The organism is Comamonas sp. GB3 AK4-5, from assembly GCF_041320665.1.
Classification (GTDB): Bacteria; Pseudomonadota; Gammaproteobacteria; order Burkholderiales; family Burkholderiaceae_C; genus Comamonas.
The window spans coordinates 498,686-519,585 of record NZ_CP166730.1; the positions used below are offsets into that span (position 1 = coordinate 498,686).

The 20,900-nt window shown below is 62.3% G+C and carries 20 protein-coding genes; 6 read left to right on the top strand and 14 right to left on the bottom strand.

What is annotated here, in order from left to right; genetic code table 11:
* Nucleotides 1–8 precede the first annotated feature (8 nt).
* The 4 genes from flgE to flgB are packed head-to-tail and all read right to left on the bottom strand — an operon-like array spanning nucleotide 9 to nucleotide 2,821.
* Nucleotides 9–1,244 (bottom strand): flagellar hook protein FlgE, encoded by a 1,236-nt coding sequence (flgE, locus tag ACA027_RS02210; protein WP_370680780.1) that lies wholly within the window; start codon nucleotides 1,242–1,244, stop codon nucleotides 9–11.
* 42 nt (nucleotides 1,245–1,286) lie between these two features.
* Entirely contained in the window at nucleotides 1,287–1,940 is a 654-nt protein-coding gene (locus ACA027_RS02215) for a flagellar hook assembly protein FlgD (protein WP_370680781.1), read from the bottom strand.
* Between the two features lie 24 nt (nucleotides 1,941–1,964).
* Nucleotides 1,965–2,369, bottom strand: a complete 405-nt coding sequence (gene flgC / locus ACA027_RS02220; protein WP_370680782.1) for a flagellar basal body rod protein FlgC — start codon at nucleotides 2,367–2,369, stop codon at nucleotides 1,965–1,967.
* A 26-nt stretch (nucleotides 2,370–2,395) separates the two neighbouring features.
* Nucleotides 2,396–2,821 carry a flagellar basal body rod protein FlgB gene (flgB, locus tag ACA027_RS02225; RefSeq protein ID WP_370680783.1) on the bottom strand — a complete coding sequence of 142 codons (426 nt, stop codon included), beginning with the start codon at nucleotides 2,819–2,821 and terminating at the stop codon, nucleotides 2,396–2,398.
* A gap of 217 nt (nucleotides 2,822–3,038) precedes the next feature.
* On the opposite strand from flgB, the gene flgA reads away from it, so the two are divergent.
* The 3 genes from flgA to ACA027_RS02240 all read left to right on the top strand — a co-directional run bounded on the left by flgA (nucleotide 3,039) and on the right by ACA027_RS02240 (nucleotide 4,731).
* Nucleotides 3,039–3,779, top strand: coding sequence for a flagellar basal body P-ring formation chaperone FlgA (flgA, locus tag ACA027_RS02230; RefSeq protein ID WP_370680784.1), 741 nt, complete (start codon nucleotides 3,039–3,041; stop codon nucleotides 3,777–3,779).
* Between the two features lie 95 nt (nucleotides 3,780–3,874).
* On the top strand, nucleotides 3,875–4,195 hold the full coding sequence (gene flgM, locus ACA027_RS02235; protein ID WP_370680785.1) for a flagellar biosynthesis anti-sigma factor FlgM: 321 nt from the start codon (nucleotides 3,875–3,877) through the stop codon (nucleotides 4,193–4,195).
* A gap of 158 nt (nucleotides 4,196–4,353) precedes the next feature.
* Nucleotides 4,354–4,731, top strand: coding sequence for a hypothetical protein (locus ACA027_RS02240; protein WP_370680786.1), 378 nt, complete (start codon nucleotides 4,354–4,356; stop codon nucleotides 4,729–4,731).
* Between the two features lie 304 nt (nucleotides 4,732–5,035).
* On the opposite strand, the gene ACA027_RS02245 is transcribed toward ACA027_RS02240, so the two are convergent.
* The 10 genes from ACA027_RS02245 to ACA027_RS02290 form a co-directional block, all read right to left on the bottom strand.
* Nucleotides 5,036–5,752 carry an RNA polymerase sigma factor FliA gene (locus ACA027_RS02245; protein ID WP_370680787.1) on the bottom strand — a complete coding sequence of 239 codons (717 nt, stop codon included), beginning with the start codon at nucleotides 5,750–5,752 and terminating at the stop codon, nucleotides 5,036–5,038.
* A gap of 4 nt (nucleotides 5,753–5,756) precedes the next feature.
* Complete coding sequence (locus ACA027_RS02250; RefSeq protein WP_370680788.1) at nucleotides 5,757–6,506, bottom strand: hypothetical protein; 750 nt, start codon at nucleotides 6,504–6,506, stop codon at nucleotides 5,757–5,759.
* Nucleotides 6,499–7,974 (bottom strand): flagellar biosynthesis protein FlhF, encoded by a 1,476-nt coding sequence (flhF, locus tag ACA027_RS02255; RefSeq protein ID WP_370680789.1) that lies wholly within the window; start codon nucleotides 7,972–7,974, stop codon nucleotides 6,499–6,501. The genes ACA027_RS02250 and flhF overlap by 8 nt, the downstream gene beginning before the upstream one ends.
* Nucleotides 7,971–10,082: a flagellar biosynthesis protein FlhA gene (gene flhA / locus ACA027_RS02260; RefSeq protein WP_370680790.1), complete on the bottom strand. Its 2,112-nt coding sequence runs from the start codon at nucleotides 10,080–10,082 to the stop codon at nucleotides 7,971–7,973. Before flhA ends, flhF begins: the two co-directional genes overlap by 4 nt.
* The gene (gene flhB, locus ACA027_RS02265; RefSeq protein WP_370680791.1) at nucleotides 10,079–11,251 is read right to left on the bottom strand and encodes a flagellar biosynthesis protein FlhB; all 1,173 of its coding nucleotides are present in this window, start codon (nucleotides 11,249–11,251) and stop codon (nucleotides 10,079–10,081) included. The genes flhA and flhB overlap by 4 nt, the downstream gene beginning before the upstream one ends.
* 260 nt (nucleotides 11,252–11,511) lie before the next feature.
* A complete protein-coding gene (locus ACA027_RS02270; protein ID WP_370680792.1) occupies nucleotides 11,512–12,201 on the bottom strand; it encodes a protein phosphatase CheZ in 690 nt (229 codons plus the stop codon).
* Nucleotides 12,202–12,205: 4 nt separating this feature from the next.
* Nucleotides 12,206–12,592, bottom strand: coding sequence for a chemotaxis response regulator CheY (cheY, locus tag ACA027_RS02275; protein ID WP_370680793.1), 387 nt, complete (start codon nucleotides 12,590–12,592; stop codon nucleotides 12,206–12,208).
* Between the two features lie 71 nt (nucleotides 12,593–12,663).
* A complete protein-coding gene (motB, locus tag ACA027_RS02280) occupies nucleotides 12,664–13,602 on the bottom strand; it encodes a flagellar motor protein MotB (RefSeq protein ID WP_370680794.1) in 939 nt (312 codons plus the stop codon).
* 27 nt (nucleotides 13,603–13,629) lie between these two features.
* On the bottom strand, nucleotides 13,630–14,490 hold the full coding sequence (gene motA / locus ACA027_RS02285) for a flagellar motor stator protein MotA (protein ID WP_370680795.1): 861 nt from the start codon (nucleotides 14,488–14,490) through the stop codon (nucleotides 13,630–13,632).
* A 269-nt stretch (nucleotides 14,491–14,759) separates the two neighbouring features.
* Nucleotides 14,760–16,091: a flagellin gene (locus ACA027_RS02290; protein ID WP_370680796.1), complete on the bottom strand. Its 1,332-nt coding sequence runs from the start codon at nucleotides 16,089–16,091 to the stop codon at nucleotides 14,760–14,762.
* Between the two features lie 409 nt (nucleotides 16,092–16,500).
* Between ACA027_RS02290 and ACA027_RS02295 the strand changes: the two genes are divergently transcribed.
* The 3 genes from ACA027_RS02295 to ACA027_RS02305 all read left to right on the top strand — a co-directional run bounded on the left by ACA027_RS02295 (nucleotide 16,501) and on the right by ACA027_RS02305 (nucleotide 20,837).
* Nucleotides 16,501–17,766 carry a flagellin gene (locus tag ACA027_RS02295; protein WP_370680797.1) on the top strand — a complete coding sequence of 422 codons (1,266 nt, stop codon included), beginning with the start codon at nucleotides 16,501–16,503 and terminating at the stop codon, nucleotides 17,764–17,766.
* A 194-nt stretch (nucleotides 17,767–17,960) separates the two neighbouring features.
* Nucleotides 17,961–19,205 (top strand): flagellin, encoded by a 1,245-nt coding sequence (locus ACA027_RS02300; protein WP_370680798.1) that lies wholly within the window; start codon nucleotides 17,961–17,963, stop codon nucleotides 19,203–19,205.
* A 345-nt stretch (nucleotides 19,206–19,550) separates the two neighbouring features.
* A complete protein-coding gene (locus ACA027_RS02305) occupies nucleotides 19,551–20,837 on the top strand; it encodes a flagellin (protein ID WP_370680799.1) in 1,287 nt (428 codons plus the stop codon).
* Nucleotides 20,838–20,900: the final 63 nt, after the last annotated feature.

Here is a 20,900-nt window from a genome sequence, read left to right on the forward strand (position 1 = left end):
ATCAGCGCTTAGCGCAGGTTGACCAGGGTCGAGAAGATCTGGTCCTGGGTCTTGATGGTCTGGGCATTGGCCTGGTAGGCACGCTGGGCCGTCATCATGTTCACCAGCTCGGCCGTCATGTCGACGTTGGATTGCTCCAGTGCCTTGCCCTGGATGTTGCCAAAGTTGCCGCTGGTGGCGCTGCCGTAGACGGCGGGGCCGGAGTCGTTGGAGGCTATCCAGTTGTTGTTGCCGTCGGGAATCAGGCCTTGGGAATTGGTGAACTTGGCCAGGGCGATCTGGGCTTCCGCACGGGTGATGCCGTTGGAATACGAGGCCATCAAGGTGCCGTCCTTGGACACGTTGACATCGGTCAGCTCGCCCGAGGCATAGCCGTCCTGGGTGGCCTTGGCCACCGACCAGGCGCTGCCGAACTGGGTGCTCTTGCTCAGGTCCAGATTCACGGAGAAAGGAGCGCTGGCGCCCGTGGTCGGGTTGATGGTCAGCTGGAATGCGGTCGCGGGAGCGGTCGGTGTGGCGCTGGCCAGGGTGCCGTCCGTGTTGAACTTCAACTCGCCGATGGGGTCGGTGGCCGTGAGGCTGTCATAGACCTCCCAGGTATTGGGGCCAGTCTTTTCGAAGTACACCGAAGCGGGGTGGGCCACGCCCAGGCTGTCAAACACCTGCAGCGAGGTGCCAATGGCGGCGCGGGGTGTGGGCGCGATGGGTGGGGTGGCCGAGCTGTCGCCGGCGGCCAGGTTGGCGCGGGCGTCCAGGTTCAGGACGTAGCTGATGCTGGTGGTCTGCTTGGCAGGAATGGGGGCGCCCGTGGGGAAGGTGATGGGGCCCAGCGTCACGCTGTTGCGCAGGCCGGTGAGGGGGTCCACGGTGTAGCCCATGACCTTGTCGCCGTTGACGGTCTCCAGGTCGCCATTCTTGTTCAGCTGGAAGTTGCCGGAACGCGTGTAGGCCGTGCCGCTGGTGGTGTTGACCACGAAGAAGCCATCGCCGTCGATGGCCATGTCCAGGCCATTGTTGGTGGGGGTGATGACGCCCTGGCTGAACTGCTGGGTCACGGCCGCCACGCTCACACCGATGCCGGTGTTGTTGCCGCTGGCAGCGCCCATGGCGCTGGCCACCATTTCATTGAATTCGGCGCGCGAGCCCTTGAAGCCCGTGGTGTTGCCGTTGGCGATGTTGTGGCCGATGACGTCCAGGCTTTTGCTGGAGGCGTTCAAGCCGGAGAGACCGTGATAAAAGCCCATGGTGTGTGCTCCTGGTGAATAGGGTGAGACAGGCCTTGGGCCTTAGAAAACGGACTGAACCTTGTTGTAGTCAACGGTGGTGCCGTTGCCGAGCTCCAGCACCAGCTTGCCGCCGCTCACGGTGGCAGCCACCACGTTGCTGGCGGTCAGCGGTGTGACCTTGACGACGCTGTTGGCATTGGTGGCCTTGACGTTGTATTTCAGGTTGGATTTGTCGCCTTCGTACTTGCTGCCGTCCCAGGTGAAGTAGTTGCGGCCAGCGTTCATATTGCTGAGTTCGACGGTGTCCACCAGCTCGCCGGCGCCATTGGTGATGGTGACGGTCACATTGGCGGCCTTGCCTGCCAGCTCGAAGGCAGCCGTGCCCTCGCCCTTGTCGGTCAGTGCCAGGCCGTTGCCCTCGGTCAGCACCGTGTGGCCAATCAGGCTGCTGCCTTGCAGCATCTGCATCTGGCTGAACTGGCTGGTCACGCTGCTGACGGTTTCGTTGAGCTTTTCAATGCCGCTCACCGTGCTGATCTGCGCCATTTGCGAGGTCAGCTGGGCGTTGTCCATGGGGTTGGTGGGGTCCTGGTTCTTCAGCTGGGCGACCAGCAGGGTCAGGAACTTGTCCTGCATCTCTGCGGCCGAGGTGCCGTTCTTGGCACCAGAGGCAGCGTTGCCGCTGCCGGTGTTGTTATTGACGCCGTTGATCATGCTGTCCTGCTTTCTTGCGAAGGATTACTGGCCGAGCTGCAGCGTCTTGAGCAGCAGCGTCTTGGCGGTGTTCATCACTTCCACGTTGTTCTGGTAGGAGCGTGATGCGGAGATCATGTTGACCATCTCGTCCACGGCATTCACGTTGGAGTGGGTCACATAGCCCTGCTCGTCGGCCAGCGGGTGCTGGGGGTTGTGGATGCGGCGGCCAGGGGTCTGGTCTTCCTCGATGCCCACGACCTTGACGCCTGCGGCGCCTTCCTTGCCCATGGGCGCGGTCTGGAAGACGACTTCACGGGCCTTGTAGACATCGCCGTTGGGGCCGGCGACGGCATCCACGTTGGCCAGGTTGGAGGCCACGACGTTGAGGCGCTGCGACTGCGCGCTGATGGCGCTGCCGGAGACGCTGAAGATGGAGAACATGGACATGGTGTGTTTCCCTCGGGGACGTGGTTTTACTGGCCGGTAATGGCGCTGAGCATGGTCTTGGACTGGCCATTCAGGAAGCGCAGCGTGGCTTCATAGCGCACGGCGTTGTCCACGAAATTGGCCCGCTCACGGTCCAGGTCCACGGTGTTGTTGTCCAGTGCCGGTTGTGAGGCAATGGAGTAGCCCAGGCGGGCATCCTGGTTGTGCCCGGTCTTGGCGGCAGGCAGCGGAATATGGCCGGCGTGGCTGACGCTGCCGGCGCGCTGCTGCTGTACCAACTGCGAGGTCTGCCCGGTGGCAGAACGCAGGGTCTGGGCGAAGTCGAAGTCCCGGGCCACATAGCCAGGGGTATCCGCATTGGCGATATTGCTGGAGATCACGCGCTGACGCTCGGCGCGCAGCACCAGAGCGTCGCTGTGGAAACCTAATCCGCCGGTCATTTTGTCGAGCATGTGTCCCTCGCTGTGCAATAGAAAAGCATCCACGCATCGAAAGGACGCGGGAAGTGGACTGATTATGAAAACCGGGTGTTTTTTCTAAAGCGCGAAGAAGCGGGGGAGGGGGCTGCAGTTCCGGGGTTTGTGCCGGTGGGCTTGCCACTACATTGTTGGGACTGCTCCGAAAAGGAAGGGAGCGTTCTCTCTACCCACTATCGAAAGCGTCGCCGCAATGCCTGGTTTCCAGATCCCGTCCATCTCATTCACTGTTGCCTGGTGGCGGCGTGGGGTGGTTGCGGTCCTGGGGGCTGTGGCGCTGGGGGCGGTAGCCCAGCCGCAGCAAAGCCTGGAGCAGGTCAGCCGCGACTGGTTGCAAGGCGCCGTCCCGCAAGGGGGGCAGAGCCAGGATCTGCCGCTGCGCATGGAAGTGGAGATCGGACGCCTGGACCCCCGACTGAATCTGGCTGCATGCGCACGCATGGAGCCTTATCTCCCCAATGGCTCCAAGCTCTGGGGGCGGACCCGTATCGCCATCCGCTGCCTGGAAGGCAGCCGGCTGTGGAATGTTTTCCTGCCGGTCACCGTCAAGGCATGGGGCCCGGCATGGGTGCTTTCCAACAACGTCAGCATGGGGGAAACCCTGGAGATGCAGGACGCGACCCAGTCCGAAGTGGATTGGGCGGCAGAGACCGCTTCCGTGATCGCTCAGCCCGAGGATTGGGTGGGGCAGACGGCGGCCCGACCCATGATGGCTGGCCAGACTCTGCGCCAGGGCATGGTGCGACCACCGCTGCAGTTCCGGTCTGGCGCGCAGGTCAAGGTGCTGGCGGTAGGCAATGGCTTTGTCGTGACCTCTACGGGCCAGGCCATGGCCGCTGGCGGACAGGGGCAGACAGTGCGGGTTCGCATGGATAATGGCCGGATTGTTTCCGGCACTGTCAATGCGCAAGGAGATGTGGTCGTGGGGCAGTAGCCCTGTGTACCACTTCAGAAATAAATGCTTAAGTTTTTTGGCGGCCCGCCGATAGACTGGATAACAAGCCCCTGACAGGGCGCTGGAGCACATATATGAAGGTCGGACAAAATACAGAGCTGCTGACGCAGCTGCAACAAAATCAGAATCTCTCCGCTGCAGAGAAGAAGGCCGGTACGGCCGGCGAAACCCTGCAGCGCAGCACCCAGACCGCCGCTGCCGGCGTGCCGGTCACGGTGTCGGACTCGGCCCGCTCGCTGGGCGTGAGCAACAGGGCCCAGGGCGATATCGATGCCGCCAAGGTCCGCGCCATGCGTGAGGCCATTGCCAACGGCAGCTTCACAGTGGACGCGGGTGCAGTGGCCGACAAGCTGCTGTCCGAGACCAGCAGCTTTCTGCAGTCGCCTGCCAACTGAGTAGCGCCCACCCTCCAGGGGGCTTTCTCCGCACCCTGACCCGCATTCGCCAGCTCTGCCTTCCGACCTTCGGTAGAGCCTGCGCCATGCGGGTTTTGGTTTTTTCGGCAGCCCCTAAAATTGCTGCACTGTTTTTTTTGATCTACGGGAGCCTTTTCATGCAACTCGACGAAGCACTTGGTCATGTAGAGGGCCTGCTCCAGCTGGTCACTGCCGCCCTGGAGCGCCAGGATGGCGCCCCGCCCGTGGACGAGGCGGTGGAAGGCCTTCGCTCCTGCATGGTGGCTTTCTCTGGGCTGGCCCAGCAGTACGCCCCCGAGCAATTCACCCCCGAAGCGATACAGCGCATGCAGCGCATCTCCCAGACCGTGGCCTTGCAGCGCGAACATCTGGTGCGCCTGGGCGCCATCACCACCCAGCAGGCCCAGGCCCTGGTGCCGCAGCAGCGCGACGCCCATACCTATGGCGATGTGGGCGCCTCTGGTCCTCAGGGCAATCGCGCCTCGGTGTCCAAGCTTTACCACATCAGCGGCTAAGCGCCGCACAGCGGCGCGACTGCCCAGAAACACCAAAGCCAGCGCATGCGCTGGCTTTTTTGTGAGCGTTGATAGCTTATGGGTTATGCGTTTGCGTTGTTTTTACAGCGCAAACACAAGCGGCAATGGCTACGAATGCTACGGTTTTTCAGCAGCCATCTTGGTGATGTCTGGCACTGCGTATGCAACTGGCGCGGCCCAGCTCAGGGGCACCGCGCAAGGGCCGCCCCGCAGCGCAGGTGCCGTCCTCCTCCGGCGCAGCCAGAGAGGGGGAAGCGGCGTAGCCGCTCAGGGAGTGTGGTGCTTAATGCGCCCGCATCTTGGTGCGCAAGCGCGCAATGGCCTGGCTGTGCAGCTGGCAGACGCGCGACTCGGTCACTTCCAGCACGGCGGCAATCTCCTTGAGATTCATATCGTGCTCGTAGTACATGCCCATCACGTATTTTTCACGTTCGGGCAGGCTGTCGATGGCTTCCACCAGGGCGGCACGCAGGCGGTGGTCGCGCAGCATGGCCATGGGGTCGGCGCTGTTGTCGGCCACATAGCGGTCGAGAAAGCTTTCCTCGTCGTCCTGGCCGGGGGACAGATCTTCCAGATAGAACAGCTGGGTGCCGCGCACCTTGCTCAGCAGGCTTTGGTAGTCGTCCAGCGACAGCGCCATGGCGTCGGCGATTTCGGATTCGCGGGGCGCGCGGCCCAGCGTTTGCTCCAGCCGGCGGATGGTGACTTCAATGTCTTTCTGGCCCTTGCGCGAGCTGCGGCTCATCCAGTCGTTCTCGCGCAGCTCATCGAGCATGGCGCCGCGGATGCGTTGGCTGGCAAAGGTTTCAAACTGAACGCCCTGCGCACTTTCGTAGCGCGACAACGCCTCGGCCAGGCCGATCATGCCCACCTGAATCAGATCGTCCAGTTCCACGTTCGGTGGCAACTTGGCGATCATGTAGTGGGCGATACGGCGCACCAGCGGGGCGTGCTGGCGAATCAGCGCGTCTCTATCAAGCTGGCCATGGGCGGTGTACATCAGATCAGTGGCTCCACTCGGTATGAACAGCCGTCTGTGGCGGTGCCACAGGCTCGGCTTGCTCTAAGCATTGTAGCGACCAACGTTGCAGTTGCCGGGGATGCTGGGGGTTGAGCTGCATCACCAGCGGCTCCACATGCAGGTGGTGCATGGCGCACTTGACCACCATTTGCAGATTGTGTGCGATGCCGGTGTCCGGGCTCATGGTGACCAGCTTGGCGGTCAGGCCGGCATGCATCAGCGTGTGCTTGAGCGCACGGTAGCTGCGCAGCACATTGCGGCCCTGGGCAGGCACCATCAGCAGCGGTGGGCGGGTAGCACCTTGCAGCACGGGGCTGAGCAGCAGTTCCGGCGCCACGATCACCACCAGTGCGTGGTTGCGTAGGTGGCGGTGCAGCAAATCCAGGGCGCGCACACCTTGCTGGCGTGCACGGTGGGCCAGTTGCACCAGGCCGCGCGCGGCGGGCAGGGTGGCCACGCTGTGGCTGGCCTCATGCCCCACGGGCAGGGCGACAAAGCCGGTGCCGCTGTGGGGCTGCAGCAGATCCTGCAGGCCGGGAGATTCGGTGGTTTCCTTTTGCGTGCCATCCAGCACCACCACGGGGTAGCCCTGTTGCTGCAAAAGCGCGCAGGCCGCCCACAGATCCTGGGTGCCAGCCATGTCGCCGCCAGGGAGCACGCTGAGCACACGCAGCTGCGATGCCGGGCCTTGCCATTGCAGGCCGTCGCCTTGGTGGAGGCTGTGCTCAAGCATGCAGGGCTCCGGCGCTGCGCGGCGATTCCGCGAAGAAGAAGTCCAGGTCCAGTGCCGATGGGTCAAAGGCCGAGCGGCTTTGGGTGCGCATGGAGGTGGCAACCAGTTCCGAGGCGTTGGCGCGCTCGAAGTCTTCAGGCACGCGCTGGCCGTTGGTGATGCCGCGCAGCTGCATCTGGTGGCGCACCAGGGCGTCCAGCGCAGGGCCCAGCTTCACGGCTTCGTCCACCTTGGAGAGGATGGTCTGCTTGCAGCCTTCGCTCTTGAAGGCGCCCAGGGCTTCGTCCAGGGTGTCGCCCTGGCTGCCGGCGTTGAGCACCAGCAGGCGCTGCACGCGCGGCAGGTCCAGCACGTTCAGAATGTCGTCCTTGCGCGGGTCACGGGGGGCCACGCCGGTGGTGTCGATCAGCACCATCTTCTTGCCGGACAGCAGGCTCAGCAGATCTTGCAGCGCCGCCTTGTCGTGGGCCAGATGGGCCACTACACCCAGCATGCGGCCGTAGGCGCGCAGCTGCTCATGGCCGCCGACGCGGTAGGTGTCCAGGGTGATCAGGCCCACGTTGTGGGCGCCGTGTACCTGAGCGCACAGGGCGGCCAGCTTGGCAGCCGTCGTGGTCTTGCCCACGCCGGTGGCACCCACCAGGGCGAAGACGCCGCCGGTTTCGTAAATAGGCGCCTGCTTGGCGTCGGTGTGCAGATTGCGTTCCAGCACGCCCATCAGCCAGCGCAGGGCTTCGGCAGGGCCGGCGCTCTGGGGCATGCGTTCCAGCAGGGCACGGCCCAGTGCGGGCGAGTAGCCGGCGCGGATGAGCTTGACCATCAGATTGGAGTGCAGCGGGCTGCGCTGGGTCTGGTTCAGCCAGGACAGGGTGTTGAAACGCTCTTCGATCAAGTCCTTCATGGACTGCAGCTCGTTCATCACCTGGGTGCCGGCGACGGGGGCCATGGCGGCAGCGTTCTTGCGTGGCTCCACGGGCAGCTCCACGGCCAGGCCGCGCAGCGGGTTGTGCTTGAGCACCGTGGGCGCTGTGGGCAGGGGGGCGCTATCGCGCACGGCGTCCAGGCGGTTCTTGCGGGCAAAGGTGGGCAGCTCGGCAGTGGCTTCATCTTCCATGCCGGGGTTGGCACCACGGCGGCGCAGCATGCGTTCGCGCACATAGTCCTGGAAGGACAGGGTGCTCATGGCCAGCTGCTCGGTGTCTTCGGCCACGCTTTGCTGGGGCGAAGCCTTCATGACCTTGGGGGCTCGGGTTTCCTCGGCCTCGCGAGCCTGGATGGCAGATTGCAGACGCGAGCTGGGGCGGCTGTTCTGGTCCAGCTTGCCCAGGCCGTCTTCCGACGTGGCCATGACTTCCACACCCGTAGCGGTGCTGCGGTTGGACAGAATCAATGTGCCTTCTCCGAAGACAGCCCGTGCTTTGGCCAGGGCCTCGCGGGAGGTGGGGGCGGTAAAGCGTTGGATGTTCATGCGGATGCACCTTTAAGGATGGGGCCAATGCGGATGGTGTGCGTCTCGGGGATTTCGCTGTGGGCGAGCACCTGCAGACGGGGCGCGACACGACGTACCAGCTTGGAAATGGTGTTGCGAATGGAATCGGGAACCAGCAGGCAGGCGGGCAAGCCCATTTCTTCCTGGCGGTTGGCCACTTCGGCGGCGCGCTGGGTCAGCACGTCGGCCACGCCCGGGTCCAGCGACGGAGCGCTGGGGTTGGCCAGTGCCTGCACCAGCAGGCGCTCCAGACCGGGTTCGATGGCAATGACGTTGAGCTCGCGCGTCGGGCCGTAAATCTGTTGCACGATGGCCGGCGACAGCGCAATGCGCACGCGGCGGGCCAGTTCGGCGGGGTCCTGGGTGCTGCCTGCATGCTCGGCCAGCGTCTCGATGATGGTGCGGATGTCACGGATGTGCACCGAGTCCTCCAGCAGCAGCTGGAGTACTTTTTGGAACGTCGTGATGGACACCATTTTGGGAATGACTTCTTCGATCAGCTTGGGGGCCAGCTTGGCGACATGCTCCACCAGCTGCTGCACTTCGGTACGGCTGAGCAGCTTGGAGGCCTGGACTTGCATCAAGTGTGACAAATGCGTCGCCATGACGGTTTCCGAATCAACGACGGTAAAACCAGCCATTTGCGCGGCTTCTTTCTGGCGCTCGTCGATCCAGTGGGCCGGCAGGCCGAAAGCGGGGTCGGTGGTGGGGGTGCCAATCAGCGGTGTGCTGATGCCGCCCGGGTTGATGGCCAGGTACATGCCGGGGAAGGCCTCGCCCTCGCCCACCATCACGCCGCGCAAGGTGATGCGGTAGGCGCTGGGCTTGAGTTCCAGGTTGTCGCGCACATGCACGGCCGGGGGCAGAAAGCCCACTTCCTGGGCGAACTTGCGGCGCACGCCCTTGATGCGGGTCAGCAGGTCGCCCTGGCGGCTCTTGTCCACCAAGGCGATCAGGCGGTAGCCCAGCTCCAGGCCCAGCAGGTCCACGGGCTGCAAATCGTCCCAGGTGGCTTCGCTGTCTTGCTGGGCTTGGGCCACGGCGGCTTGCTTCTGGCTTTCGCCGCTGGACTCGGACGAGGCCTGCTGCTTTTTGCGGTGGATCATCCAGGCGGCATAGCCAAAGGCCGAGCCCATGGACAGGAACACCAGATGGGGCATGTTGGGAATAAGGCCCAACATGATCAGGATGGCGCCGGTAATGCCCAGGGCACGCGGCGACATGAACATCTGGGAGGCGATCTGCTTGCCGGTGTCTGCGTCCTTGCCCACGCGCGAGATCACCATGGCCGAAGCCACCGAGATCAGCAGGCCGGGAATCTGTGCCACCAGGGCGTCACCCACGGCCAGCAGGATGTAGCTATTGGCCGCATCACCCGCCGACAGGCCGTGCTGGGCCATGCCGATGATGAAGCCGCCGAAGATGTTGATCACCAGAATCAAGATGCCGGCAATGGCGTCACCACGCACGAATTTGGAGGCGCCGTCCATGGAGCCGAAGAAGTTGGCTTCTTCCTGCACTTCCAGGCGGCGGCGCTTGGCCTCGGCCTCGTCGATCAGGCCGGCATTCAGGTCGGCGTCCACAGCCATTTGCTTGCCGGGCATGGCGTCCAGGGTGAAGCGGGCCGAGACTTCGGCAATACGCTCCGCACCCTTGGTAATCACCACGAAGTTGATCACCACCAGGATGGCGAACACGATCAGACCCACGGCGAAGTTGCCGCCAATCAGGAAGTGACCGAAGGCCTCGATCACCGCACCTGCTGCACCGGGACCGGTGTGGCCTTCCATCAGCACCACCCGGGTGGATGCCACGTTCAGCGACAGGCGCATCAATGTGGTGAGCAGCAGCACCGAGGGAAAGGCCGCGAAGTCCAGCGGCTTGATCATGTAGGCCGCCACCATCATCACCATCAGGGCGATGGCGATGTTCAGCGTGAAGAAGGTGTCCAGCATCCAGGTGGGGATGGGCAGCACCATCAGCGCCAGGATGGCGATCACCAGGATGGGCGCGGCCAGGCCCTGGACCGCGGCCCCATGGGTGCCTGTCCATTGCTGCATCTGTTTTTTGAGTGCGGCGGTGTTCATGCTGCAGGGCTTTCCATGGTGGATTGGGGTGACGGTGACGGCTTGTGGTGGGGGTCCAGCTCAGGCGGGACATGGGGCTGGGTTAGCTCGCCTGGTGGCGGGCCATCGCCGTGCAACGCCGCTTTCAGGCGGTAGACATAGGCCAGCACCTGTGCCACAGCGGTGTACAGGGTGGAGGGAATGGATTGGTCCAGCTCGGCATGGGCGTAGAGCGCGCGGGCCAGCATGGGGGACTCCAGCACCGGGATTTCATGGGCCTTGGCCACTTCACGGATCTTCAGCGCCACCAGGTCGGCGCCCATGGCCACCACCTGGGGTGCGGCCATGCTGGCTTCGTCATAGCGCAGGGCCACGGCGTAGTGGGTGGGGTTGGTGACCACAAAATCGGCCTTGGGCACGCGGCCCACGGAGGCGCGGTGTGCCACTTCACGCTGCTTCTGGCGCAGCTTGCCCTTGACTTCGGGGCTGCCTTCGGATTCTTTGTGTTCCTGTTTGACTTCCTGGTGGCTCATCTTCAGGCGGCGCAGGAACAGGAATTTCTGCAGAGGGATGTCGATGATGACGACCAGAAACACCACCAGCAGCATCAGCGTCACGCCGCCGGCGATCCAGTCGCCCACCTTGGCCAGGGCCGAGCTGCTGGGCTGCAGCGGCAGCATGGCCAGCTCGGGAATGCCGGAGCGCAGATACATCCAGCTGACCCAGGCCAGCACCGTGGTCAGCAGCACGTTTTTGGCGGCCGTCACCAGCTGTTGCATGGACAGCAGGTTTTTGATGCCGGACAGCGGGTTGACGCGGTTGAACTGGGGGGTGATGGGCTTGAGGCTCCACACCCAGCCGCCAGCCATGACGGCGCTGATGATGGAGACGGTCGAGATCAGCGTGGCCAGGATCAGCACGGCCACCAGACCCACGCTGGCCATGTCGCCCAGCCGCTCCACCATTTGCTGGGGCGCACGCACGATGCTGGCGTTGAAGGAGAACTGGCGCAGCATGGCTTCATGCATGTGACGCACCATGGTGGGGCCGCCGAACAAAACCACCAGCGCACCCATGCCCAGCACACTCAGGTGCGAGAGGTCACGCGAGCGTGCAGCCTGACCGTCTTTGCGGGTCTTCTGCAGTTTTCGCTCGGTAGCGGGTAGGTTTTTGTCTTGGCTGGATTCCATGGCGGCACGTGGGAATGTCCGTGCCATTGTCCGCAGCGGGCTGCGGCGAGATGCCATGAAAAGCGGGGCAGACGCTGCGCTATTTCGGCGCCCATGGGTTTGGGCGGCGGCCAGAGTCTGCTAGGGGTGGGGCGCAGCGGGTGCTGCGATGCTCTGAAAATATGAGCTGCTTACGCTTTATGCAAGCGCCTTGCAGTCGTATTTTGATGTTGGTGCTGCGGCCTGGGGCTGCAGCGGTGTGCGCAAAAAGAGCGCCAGGCTTAAAAGCCCAGGCTGGCCAGCAAGTCGTCCACTTCCGACTGAGAGGTCACCACATTGGGGGTGTTCTCCGGGTCGACCACGGGGCCTTGCAGCGCTGGGTGGCCGTCGGCGGTGACTTCAAGCGGCGGGGCCTCTGCGGGCTCTTCCACGATGGTGGCCAGCACGGCGGCCGACGCCGGAGCGCTGTGGGTGGGGGCGGTCTGCAGCAGCAGATCCACCAGCTGCTGCTCCAGGTTGGAGGTCAGCTGCACCACTTTGGCGATCACCTGGCCGGTCAGGTCGTGAAAGTCCTGGGCCATCATGATGGAGGTCAGGTGGCTGTCCAGGCGCGCATTGGCGGCGTCCATGGCTTCAAGGTGGTTCATGACCGTGCCCTTGGCCACCGCCGCCACCGGATCGGCCACCAGGGCCTCACGCATCAGCTGGGTTTGCTGCACGATTCCGGTGTGCTCGTCCTTGGCCGTATCCACAATGCCCAGCACTTTTTCGGCGGCTTCGCCAGTCAGGCGGGCGATATAGGTCAGCCGGCTTTGCGCATCGGGCAGGGCGTCCACCGAGTCGCGCAGGCGTTCGGCGTAACCCAGCTCGCGCAGCGAGTTGTGCAATTGGCGGGTGAGCAGTCCCAACTTGTTGTGGACGTCACCCTGGTCATAGCTGCCGGGGAGAGGTGGAGTCGGCGCTTCAGACATGGGATTACATCCCCATCTTTTTCAATACCAGGTTGACTTTCTCTTCCAGCGTGGCCTTGGTGAAAGGCTTGACGATGTAGCCGGCGGCGCCACCTTGTGCGGCGGCCACGATGTCTTCCTTGCGGGCTTCCGCCGTCACCATCAACACGGGCAGGTGTTTGAGCTTTTCGTCGGCCTTGATTTCGGTCAGCAACTGGAAGCCGTTCATATTGGGCATGTTGATGTCCGTCACCACAAAGTCGAACTTGCTGTTGCGCAGCTTGTGCAGTGCCACCACACCGTCTTCGGCTTCATCTGCCTCTGTGAAGCCGCTCTCCTTGAGCAGGTTGCGCACGATGCGGCGCATGGTGGAAAAGTCGTCAACAATCAAAAAGCGAAGGGCATTGGCCACGGGAGGACCCTTTCGGTCGAAATAGCTCAGTTTTCAGCGATGTGCCTGCGCGCATCCTACGCGACAAATTGTCACGAAGACGGCGTTGCAGGTACAGGATTGTCCTGCTTATCGGCAGGTTCAATGGTTTCCTTGATCGCGTTTTTCCCCAAGAGACGTTCTTCGGCCTCATGGGTCAGCACGGTGATGGTGATGCGGCGATTTTGCGGGGCGCGTGGCTTGTCGAGGTAGAGCAAGTCACTGGCTGCCAGTCCGACCACGCGGGCCAGTTTGTCATCGGGCATGCCGGCGGCCACCAGTTCGCGGCGCGAGGCGTTGGCCCGGTCCGAGGAAAGTTCCCAGTTGCTATAGCCTCGGTCGCCGTTGCCGTAGGGGGCGGAGTCCGTGTGGCCAGCCAGGCTGATGCGGTTTTCCACGCCACCCATGGCGGTCCCCACTTCACGCAGTATGTCGCGCATATAGGGTTTCAGAATGGCACTGCCGATGTCGAACATGGGCCGGTTTTGCTCGTCCACGATCTGGATCTGCAGGCCGTCGGGCGTGACGTCGATGCGAATCTGGGACTTGTACTCGTTCAGCGTGGCGTTGCTGCTGATCATGGCGTCAATCTTGGCGCGCAGGGATTTGATGCGTTGTGCGTCCTGCTGCGCCCGGATGGCGCGTGCCGAGCTGTCCGCCTTGCGGTGGTTGTTGTCCTGGTCGGCATCGGAGCGACGCACCTGGCCGTGAACCTTGGCCAGGTCGTTGCCGCCGCCGGGGATGATGCTGGAGCTGTTGCCAGAGCCGTCACCGCCCGCCATGGAGACTTTCAGCGGGGAGTTGAAGTAGGCCGCAATCCCTTGCAGATCACCTTTGGCGGTGGAGCCCAGCAGCCACATCAGCAGAAAGAAGGCCATCATGGCCGTCATGAAGTCGGCGTAGGCGATCTTCCAGGCGCCACCATGTGCACCATGCGCAGCCTTTTTGATGCGCTTGATGATGATGGGCTGCAGTTTTTTTTCGGTAGCCATGGCGTGTCTTGAGCAGTCGGTTGGCGCTTACTTGGTGCTCTTGACGTACTCTTCCAGCTCCAGGAAGCCTGGGCGTTCGGTCGAGAACAATACCTTGCGGCCGAATTCAATCGCCGTGGGAGGGTTGTAGCCCTGCATGCTGGCAATCAGCGTGCACTTCACGCATTCCAGCTCCTTGGTGCCATCTTGGAAAATCTGTTCGATCACGCCGGCCAGTGGCTCCACCAGCGCATAGGCCAGCAAGATACCCAGGAAGGTTCCCACCAGGGCCGAGGCAATCATGCCGCCCAACACGGAAGGTGGCTGGCCCACGGAGCCCATGGTATTCACCACGCCCAGCACGGCGGCCACAATACCGAAGGCTGGCAAGGCGCCGGCCAGGCGCTGCAGTGCAGCGACAGGGCGGTGGTTTTCCTGGTGATGGGCCTCGATTTCGTTCTCCATCAGCGTCTCAATCTCGTGGGAGTTGAGGTTGCCGGAGACCATCATCCGCAGGTAGTCGGTGATGAACTCGACCAGGTGGTGGTCCGCCAGCAATTCGGGGTACTTCTGGAACATGGGCGATTGCTCGGGCTCTTCGACATCGGCCTCAACGGCCATCAGCCCTTCCTTGCGGGCTTTCTGCAGAAGGTCGTACAGCAAGGCCAGCAGGCTCATGAATCGCGCCTTGGTGTGTTTGGAGCCTTTGATGGCCAGCGGGATGGCCGCAGCCGTCGCCTTCAGCACCTTGGGCTGGTTGCTGACAATGAAGGCGCCAATGGCACCACCACCGATGGTGGCCATTTCAAAAGGTAGCGCCTTGGCCAGCACCGACATATTGCCGCCGTGCAGTGCGTAGACGCCGAAGATGCAGCCGAAGGCCACAAGGTAACCGATGAGGACAAGCATGGGGAAATTGTGTCAGTCAGCAGGCCGAGCGATGGGAGGAAGAAGCAGAGAAAGAAAGCATATCTTCAGCGCTAGGGGCGATCTTATCGGGGGATGTGCAACTGAGCCAGAAGTGTATTTTGGTCAACTGATTTTTCATTTTCTTTCATCCGGAGCCGGGTGGCGATCGTTTTCTAGGGAATGGCTCCTCGCTATGGGGTGGCGCATCAATAAAAAACCGCTCTACCGCAGCTTGTGAGCGGTAGAGCGGTTGTCGTGGGGGTGGCGGCTTAGCCTTGCAGCAGCTTCAGCACGTTTTGCGGCAGCTGGTTGGCCTGGGACACCATGGCCGTGCCGGCCTGCTGCAGGATCTGCGTGCGGCTCAGGTTGGCGGTTTCCTTGGCAAAGTCGGCATCCATGATGCGGCCACGGGCAGCAGACAGGTTTTCCACCTGAATGTCGATATTGTTCACGGCATTTTCAAAGCGGGTCTGGATGGCACCCAGGGTGGCGCGTGCACCATTGACCTGGTCGACTGCGCTGTCGATCTTCTTCAGCGCAACCCAGGCGCCGGATTGGGTGGAGACGTTGATGTCTTCGATGCCGCGGGCGGCGTCCACCAGCGTGCCGGCAGTGGCTGTGCCTACGGGCGGGGTGCCTGCGTAGCCAATCGTGATGCTGGGGTCGTTGGCAGCAACGGAGGTATCCATGCCGCTATTGATTTCGGTAAAGCCATTGAAAGCCACGGAAACGGGGTTGCCGTCCACGTCCTTTTTGGAGGACATGATTTCGACCTTGTAGTCCTCGGTGCCTTCGATCTTGGTCAGATAGGCGGTGACGCCGGTGTCTGCTGTCTTGTCGTTGATGGCCGTCACGATTTGGCCCAGACGCTCTTGGCGGCTGGTGGCCTTGTCGATAGCGCCGAGGTTCACGTCGGTGGTAACGGCAGGGTTGTTGGATGTGAGGGTGATGGACAGGCCGCCGGTCACGGGAGGGGTTGCCGTGGGGTTGTTGGCGACGATGGGGGTGCCATACGCGCTCAGGGTCGTATTGGCTGCGTCGTTGGAGGTGTCGACGGCTGCCAGGGTGGACGTTGCGTACGAGACGGTCGACAGCTGGGAGGAGCGGGTATCGGCCAGCGCACCCAGCGTGACGTTGTCGCCCGAGTTGGCGCCCACCTGGAACACGGCGCCGGCAAACGAGCCATCCAGAATTTTTTGGCCGTTGAAGTTGGTTTGCTTGGCCACGCGGTCGATTTCCGCACCCAGCTGGGCCACTTCGGCCTGCAGGGCCTTGCGGTCGCTGTCGCTGTTGGTGGCATTGCTGGACTGCACGGCCAGCTCACGCATGCGCTGCAGCATGTCGCCCACCTTGCCCAGGGCGCCTTCGGCGGTCTGGGCCAGCGAGATGCCGTCGTTGGCATTGCGCGAAGCCACGGCCAGGCCCTTGACCTGGGTGTTCATGCGTTCGGCAATGGCCAGGCCGGCGGCGTCGTCCTTGGCACTGTTGACACGCAGGCCGGAAGACAGGCGCTGCATGGTGGTGTTCAGCGAGCTGCCCGAGAGGGTCAGGTTTCGCTGGGCGTTGATCGAAGCAATATTGGTGTTGATAGTGGCGGCCATTGCTGTTCCTCTAGTGAAAGGGCGGGTTGCATCGCATCGCTACTGAAACCGTGGGCACAAATAAGCGACAGGCAACGCTAGCGATGGGGGAATTCTTCTATGGCTGCCCTGTGTGCGTTGCGGGGATAAGCAGCGCGATGGCGTGCTTTCTTGGGCTTTCAGCCTTGTTGGTGCGCAGCCGCTTTCTGTGGAAATTGGTCGCTTCTTTTTTCAAGGTGATGGCTAAGCAATAGGTTTTTAAAGAGTGAGTGCTTATTTGTTACACAAAACAGATCAAGGGAGAAATCAGGGAATCCGATAAACGGTTTGTACGGAGCCGGCGTGCAGCCCGAGTGGCTGACAAGGTCCATAGAGACATTCGCAGGCCTCTGACACCCAAGCAAACCTTATCCGCTTCAAGGAATTCACCATGGCCCTGACCATCAACACCAACGTTGCTTCGATCAATGCCCAGCGCAATCTGGGTCTTTCGGGCAGCACACTGGGCACTTCCATGCAGCGTCTGTCCTCGGGCCTGCGTGTCAACAGTGCCAAGGACGACGCTGCAGGTCTGGCCATTGCAGAGCGCATGAACGCGGCCGCCAAGGGGCTGGCTGTGGCCTCCCGCAATGCCAACGACGGCATCTCGCTGGCCCAGACCGCCGAAGGCGCACTGGGCAAGGTGGGAGATATGTTGCAGCGCATGCGTGAGCTGGCCACCCAGTCGGCCAATGCCACCAACAGCGACAGCGACCGCAAGGCCTTACAGGCCGAAGCCAGCCAGCTGAGTGCCGAAATCGACCGTGTGGCCAAGACCACCGCCTTCAACGGCCGCAAGCTGCTGGATGGCGCATTTGCGGGCGCGGTATTCCAGGTGGGCGCTGCGGCCGGCGACAACATCACCGTGGGCGGCCTGGGCAACACCACGGCGGCTGGTCTGTCCAATGTGAGCTATGGAGACAAGACGGCCACGGCCACGATGACGACGCAAGACAGCTATGCAGCGCTCCCGGCCACGGTGTCATCTGCCGCCGCCGCTTTCTCCATCACGGTGGCTGGCGTGAATGGTGGCGAGGCTATTGATCTGGGGCCGTTGGAAAACGCCAGCTCCAATGAAGAACGCTTGGGCCAGGTGGTTGCTGCCATCAATGCCAAGACGGCCGACACCGGCGTGACCGCCTTCCTGGAAAAAGACAGCACGGGGGTCTACAAGATCAATGTGAAGTCCGAGAAGCTGGACACCGATGGCGTGCCGCTCAAGGTGGACTTCACGGGGTTGGACACGGTGACCAAGGGGCAGTCCGCCACCCCTGCACAGTTGCTGGAAGCCACCGACCTCAACATCGACCCTGGCACAGCAGCGGACATCCAGCAGAACGTCAAGGGTATCGACACCCTGGATATCTCGACGCAGTCCTCTGCCTGGGTGGCGCTGAAGAAGATCGACGATGCGCTGGACCAGGTGAACGCGGTGCGTGGCCAGTTGGGGGCTCTGCAGGCGCGCTTTGAGAAGTCCATAGAGAACATCGACATCATGGGCGAGAACATCACCGCGGCCCGTGGCCGCATCATAGATGCCGACTTCGCCAAGGAAACCGCCAGCCTGAGCCGCACGCAAATCCTGCAGCAAGCCGGCACGGCCATGGTGTCACAGGCCAATCAGCTGTCCCAAAGCGTGTTGAGCCTGCTGAAGTAATACCAGGGCGTAGCCCTGGCGTTTGAAGCTGAGTGCTCTACCCGGGCTGCGCGTCCAACTTGGGGCTTGTGGTGGCCAGGAGCTACACGAAGCCCTGACAAAACAGGTGGTTGAGCCGCCTGAAAGCACGGCACCGGCAGCGGATTGCCATTGTCAGGTGTCACATAAGTGAGCGTAACCAAGGGGAAGTCATCATGGCTATGTCTATTAATACCAATGTTGTGTCCATCAATGCACAACGCAATTTGAGCCTTAACGGTAACTCGCTGAGCACCTCCATGCAGCGCCTGTCCTCGGGCTTGCGTGTCAACAGCGCCAAGGACGATGCGGCTGGCCTGGCCATTGCCGAGCGCATGAACGCTTCGGCCAAGGGCCTGGCGGTGGCAGCGCGCAATGCCAACGACGGCATCTCGCTGGCCCAGACCGCCGAAGGCGCACTGGGCAAGGTGGGCGACATGTTGCAGCGTATGCGTGAACTGGCCGCCCAGTCGGCCAATGCCACCAACAGCGACAGTGACCGCAAGGCCTTGCAGGCCGAAGCCAGCCAGTTGAGCGCAGAAATTGACCGCGTGGCCAAGACCACCAGCTTCAACGGCAAAAAGCTGTTGGATGGCAGCTTTGCCGGCGCCATCTTTCAGGTGGGCGCCAACTCGGGCGACAACATCACCGTGGGGGGGCTGGGCAACACCACGGCCGCGGGCCTGGCCGATGTGACCTACGCCGAGGCGGTGGTGGCTGCCGCGACTGCGCCTGCGGCAACGTACGCAGCCGTGGCTGCCGGCGGTACTTTCACCATCACCGTGGGGTCGGGAGCTGCGGTTGATTTGGGTGCGTTGGACGAAGCCAGCTCCAACGAGGAGCGTTTGGGCCAGGTGGTCGCCGCCATCAATGCCAAAACGGCCGATACCGGTGTTACCGCTTTCCTGGAAAAGGACAGCACGGGCGCCTACCAGGTGAATGTGAAGTCGGACAAGCTGGATGCGACAGGCAGCACAGAGGCCGTGGCCATCGGTGGCCTGGCGGCGGTGACCACCGGTACCGCAGTGGATTCGACGGCAACTGCGGAGGCATTGCTGGCGGATGACGCTTTGGCGATTGCGGCCGGTGCGGAGGGCGCCAATGGCAAGGGCATTGACACCATCGACATTACGACCCAGGCCAATGCCTGGGTGTCGCTGAAGAAGATTGACGATGCCCTGGACCAGGTGAACGCGGTGCGCGGCCAGCTGGGCGCCTTGCAGACCCGCTTTGAAAAGACGGTGGAAAACATCGACATCATGAGCGAGAACGTCACGGCCGCCCGTGGCCGTATCGTGGATGCCGACTTTGCCAGCGAAACCGCCAATCTGAGCCGTGCGCAGATTCTGCAGCAAGCCGGTACGGCTATGGTGGCCCAGGCCAACCAGCTGCCCCAGAGCGTGCTGAGCCTGTTGCGCTAAGCGCGGATCTGTTTAGCCATGGAGTGTGAGTCCTCCTGGCTGGACTGCAGAAGTTGAAGCTTGCTTTTGGATGGCAGCCCTGTTTCGACAGGGCTGCCTTTTTTCTTGCTGCGCACAGAACCGTTTGTATGGCCAGAGGAGGGGCCGCCATCTATGGGAGGGCAAGTTTGTAGTCGCTGTGTATTCGCTTGTTAATAAAAGGGCTAAAGAAAAAAAAACGCAGCCCGATAACAGATGTGTACAGAGCAAGCATGCAGCCTGAATGGCTGACAAGGTCCATAGAGACGCCCGCAAACCTCTGACAAGCAAACCTTATCCACGTTCATCTGCTTCAAGGAATCCATCATGGCCATGACCATCAACACCAACGTCGCTTCGATCAACGCCCAGCGCAATCTGGGTCTGTCGGGAAGCACTCTGGGTACTTCCATGCAACGCCTGTCTTCGGGTCTGCGTGTGAACAGCGCCAAGGATGACGCTGCAGGTCTGGCCATTGCAGAGCGCATGAACGCGGCCGCCAAGGGTTTGGCAGTGGCCTCCCGCAATGCCAACGACGGCATCTCGCTGGCCCAGACTGCCGAAGGCGCACTGGGCAAGGTGGGTGACATGCTGCAGCGCATGCGTGAGCTGGCTACCCAATCGGCCAACGCCACCAACAGCGAAAGCGACCGCAAGGCCTTGCAGGCTGAAGCCAGCCAGCTGAGCGCCGAAATCGACCGCGTGGCCAAGACCACCACCTTCAACGGCCGTAAGCTGTTGGATGGCTCGTTTGCAGGGGCCATCTTCCAGGTGGGTGCTGCGGCCGGCGACAACATCACCGTGGGCGGCCTGGGTAACACCACAGCGGCTGGCCTGGCCAATGTGAACTACGGCGAAAAGACGATCGACTCTGCCACGCTGGATCTGGCTGCTGCCGACAAGGCGACCTATGACGCACTGGCAGCTACGGTGTCCCCTGCCGCCGCCGTGCTCTCCATCACGGTTGCTGGTGTGAATGGCGGCAATCCCATTGACCTGGGCCCTCTGGAAAAGGCCAGCTCCAATGAAGAGCGTATGGGCCAGATCGTTGCTGCCATCAACGCCAAGACTGCAGACACCGGCGTGACCGCCTTCCTGGAAAAGGACAGCACAGGTGCTTACCAGTTGGGCATCAAGTCGGAAAAGCTGGATGCAACGAACGCACCGGTAGCGGTGACGTTTGAAGGCCTGGATACCGTGACGACCGGTAAAAAAGTGTCCGATGGCACGGCTGCCGGCCCTCTGATCGCGACGGCAACTGGCCTGGATATCGTGGCCGCAGACCTTGGCAAGGATGGTAAGGGTATTGACAAGATTGACGTGTCGACCCAATCCGCTGCCTGGGTGTCGCTGAAGAAGATCGACGATGCACTGGACCAGGTGAACGCGGTGCGCGGTCAGCTGGGTGCTTTGCAAACTCGCTTTGAGAAGTCCATCGAGAACATCGACATCATGGGCGAGAACATCACCGCAGCCCGTGGTCGCATCGTGGATGCCGACTTTGCCAAGGAAACCGCCAGCCTGAGCCGCTCGCAAATCCTGCAGCAAGCCGGTACGGCCATGGTGTCCCAGGCCAACCAGCTGCCCCAGAGCGTGCTGAGCTTGCTGAAGTAAGCACACAGGTAAATGCACGGCGCAACCCTGGATTGCTGAAAAGCATGCGTTCACCCCAGGGTT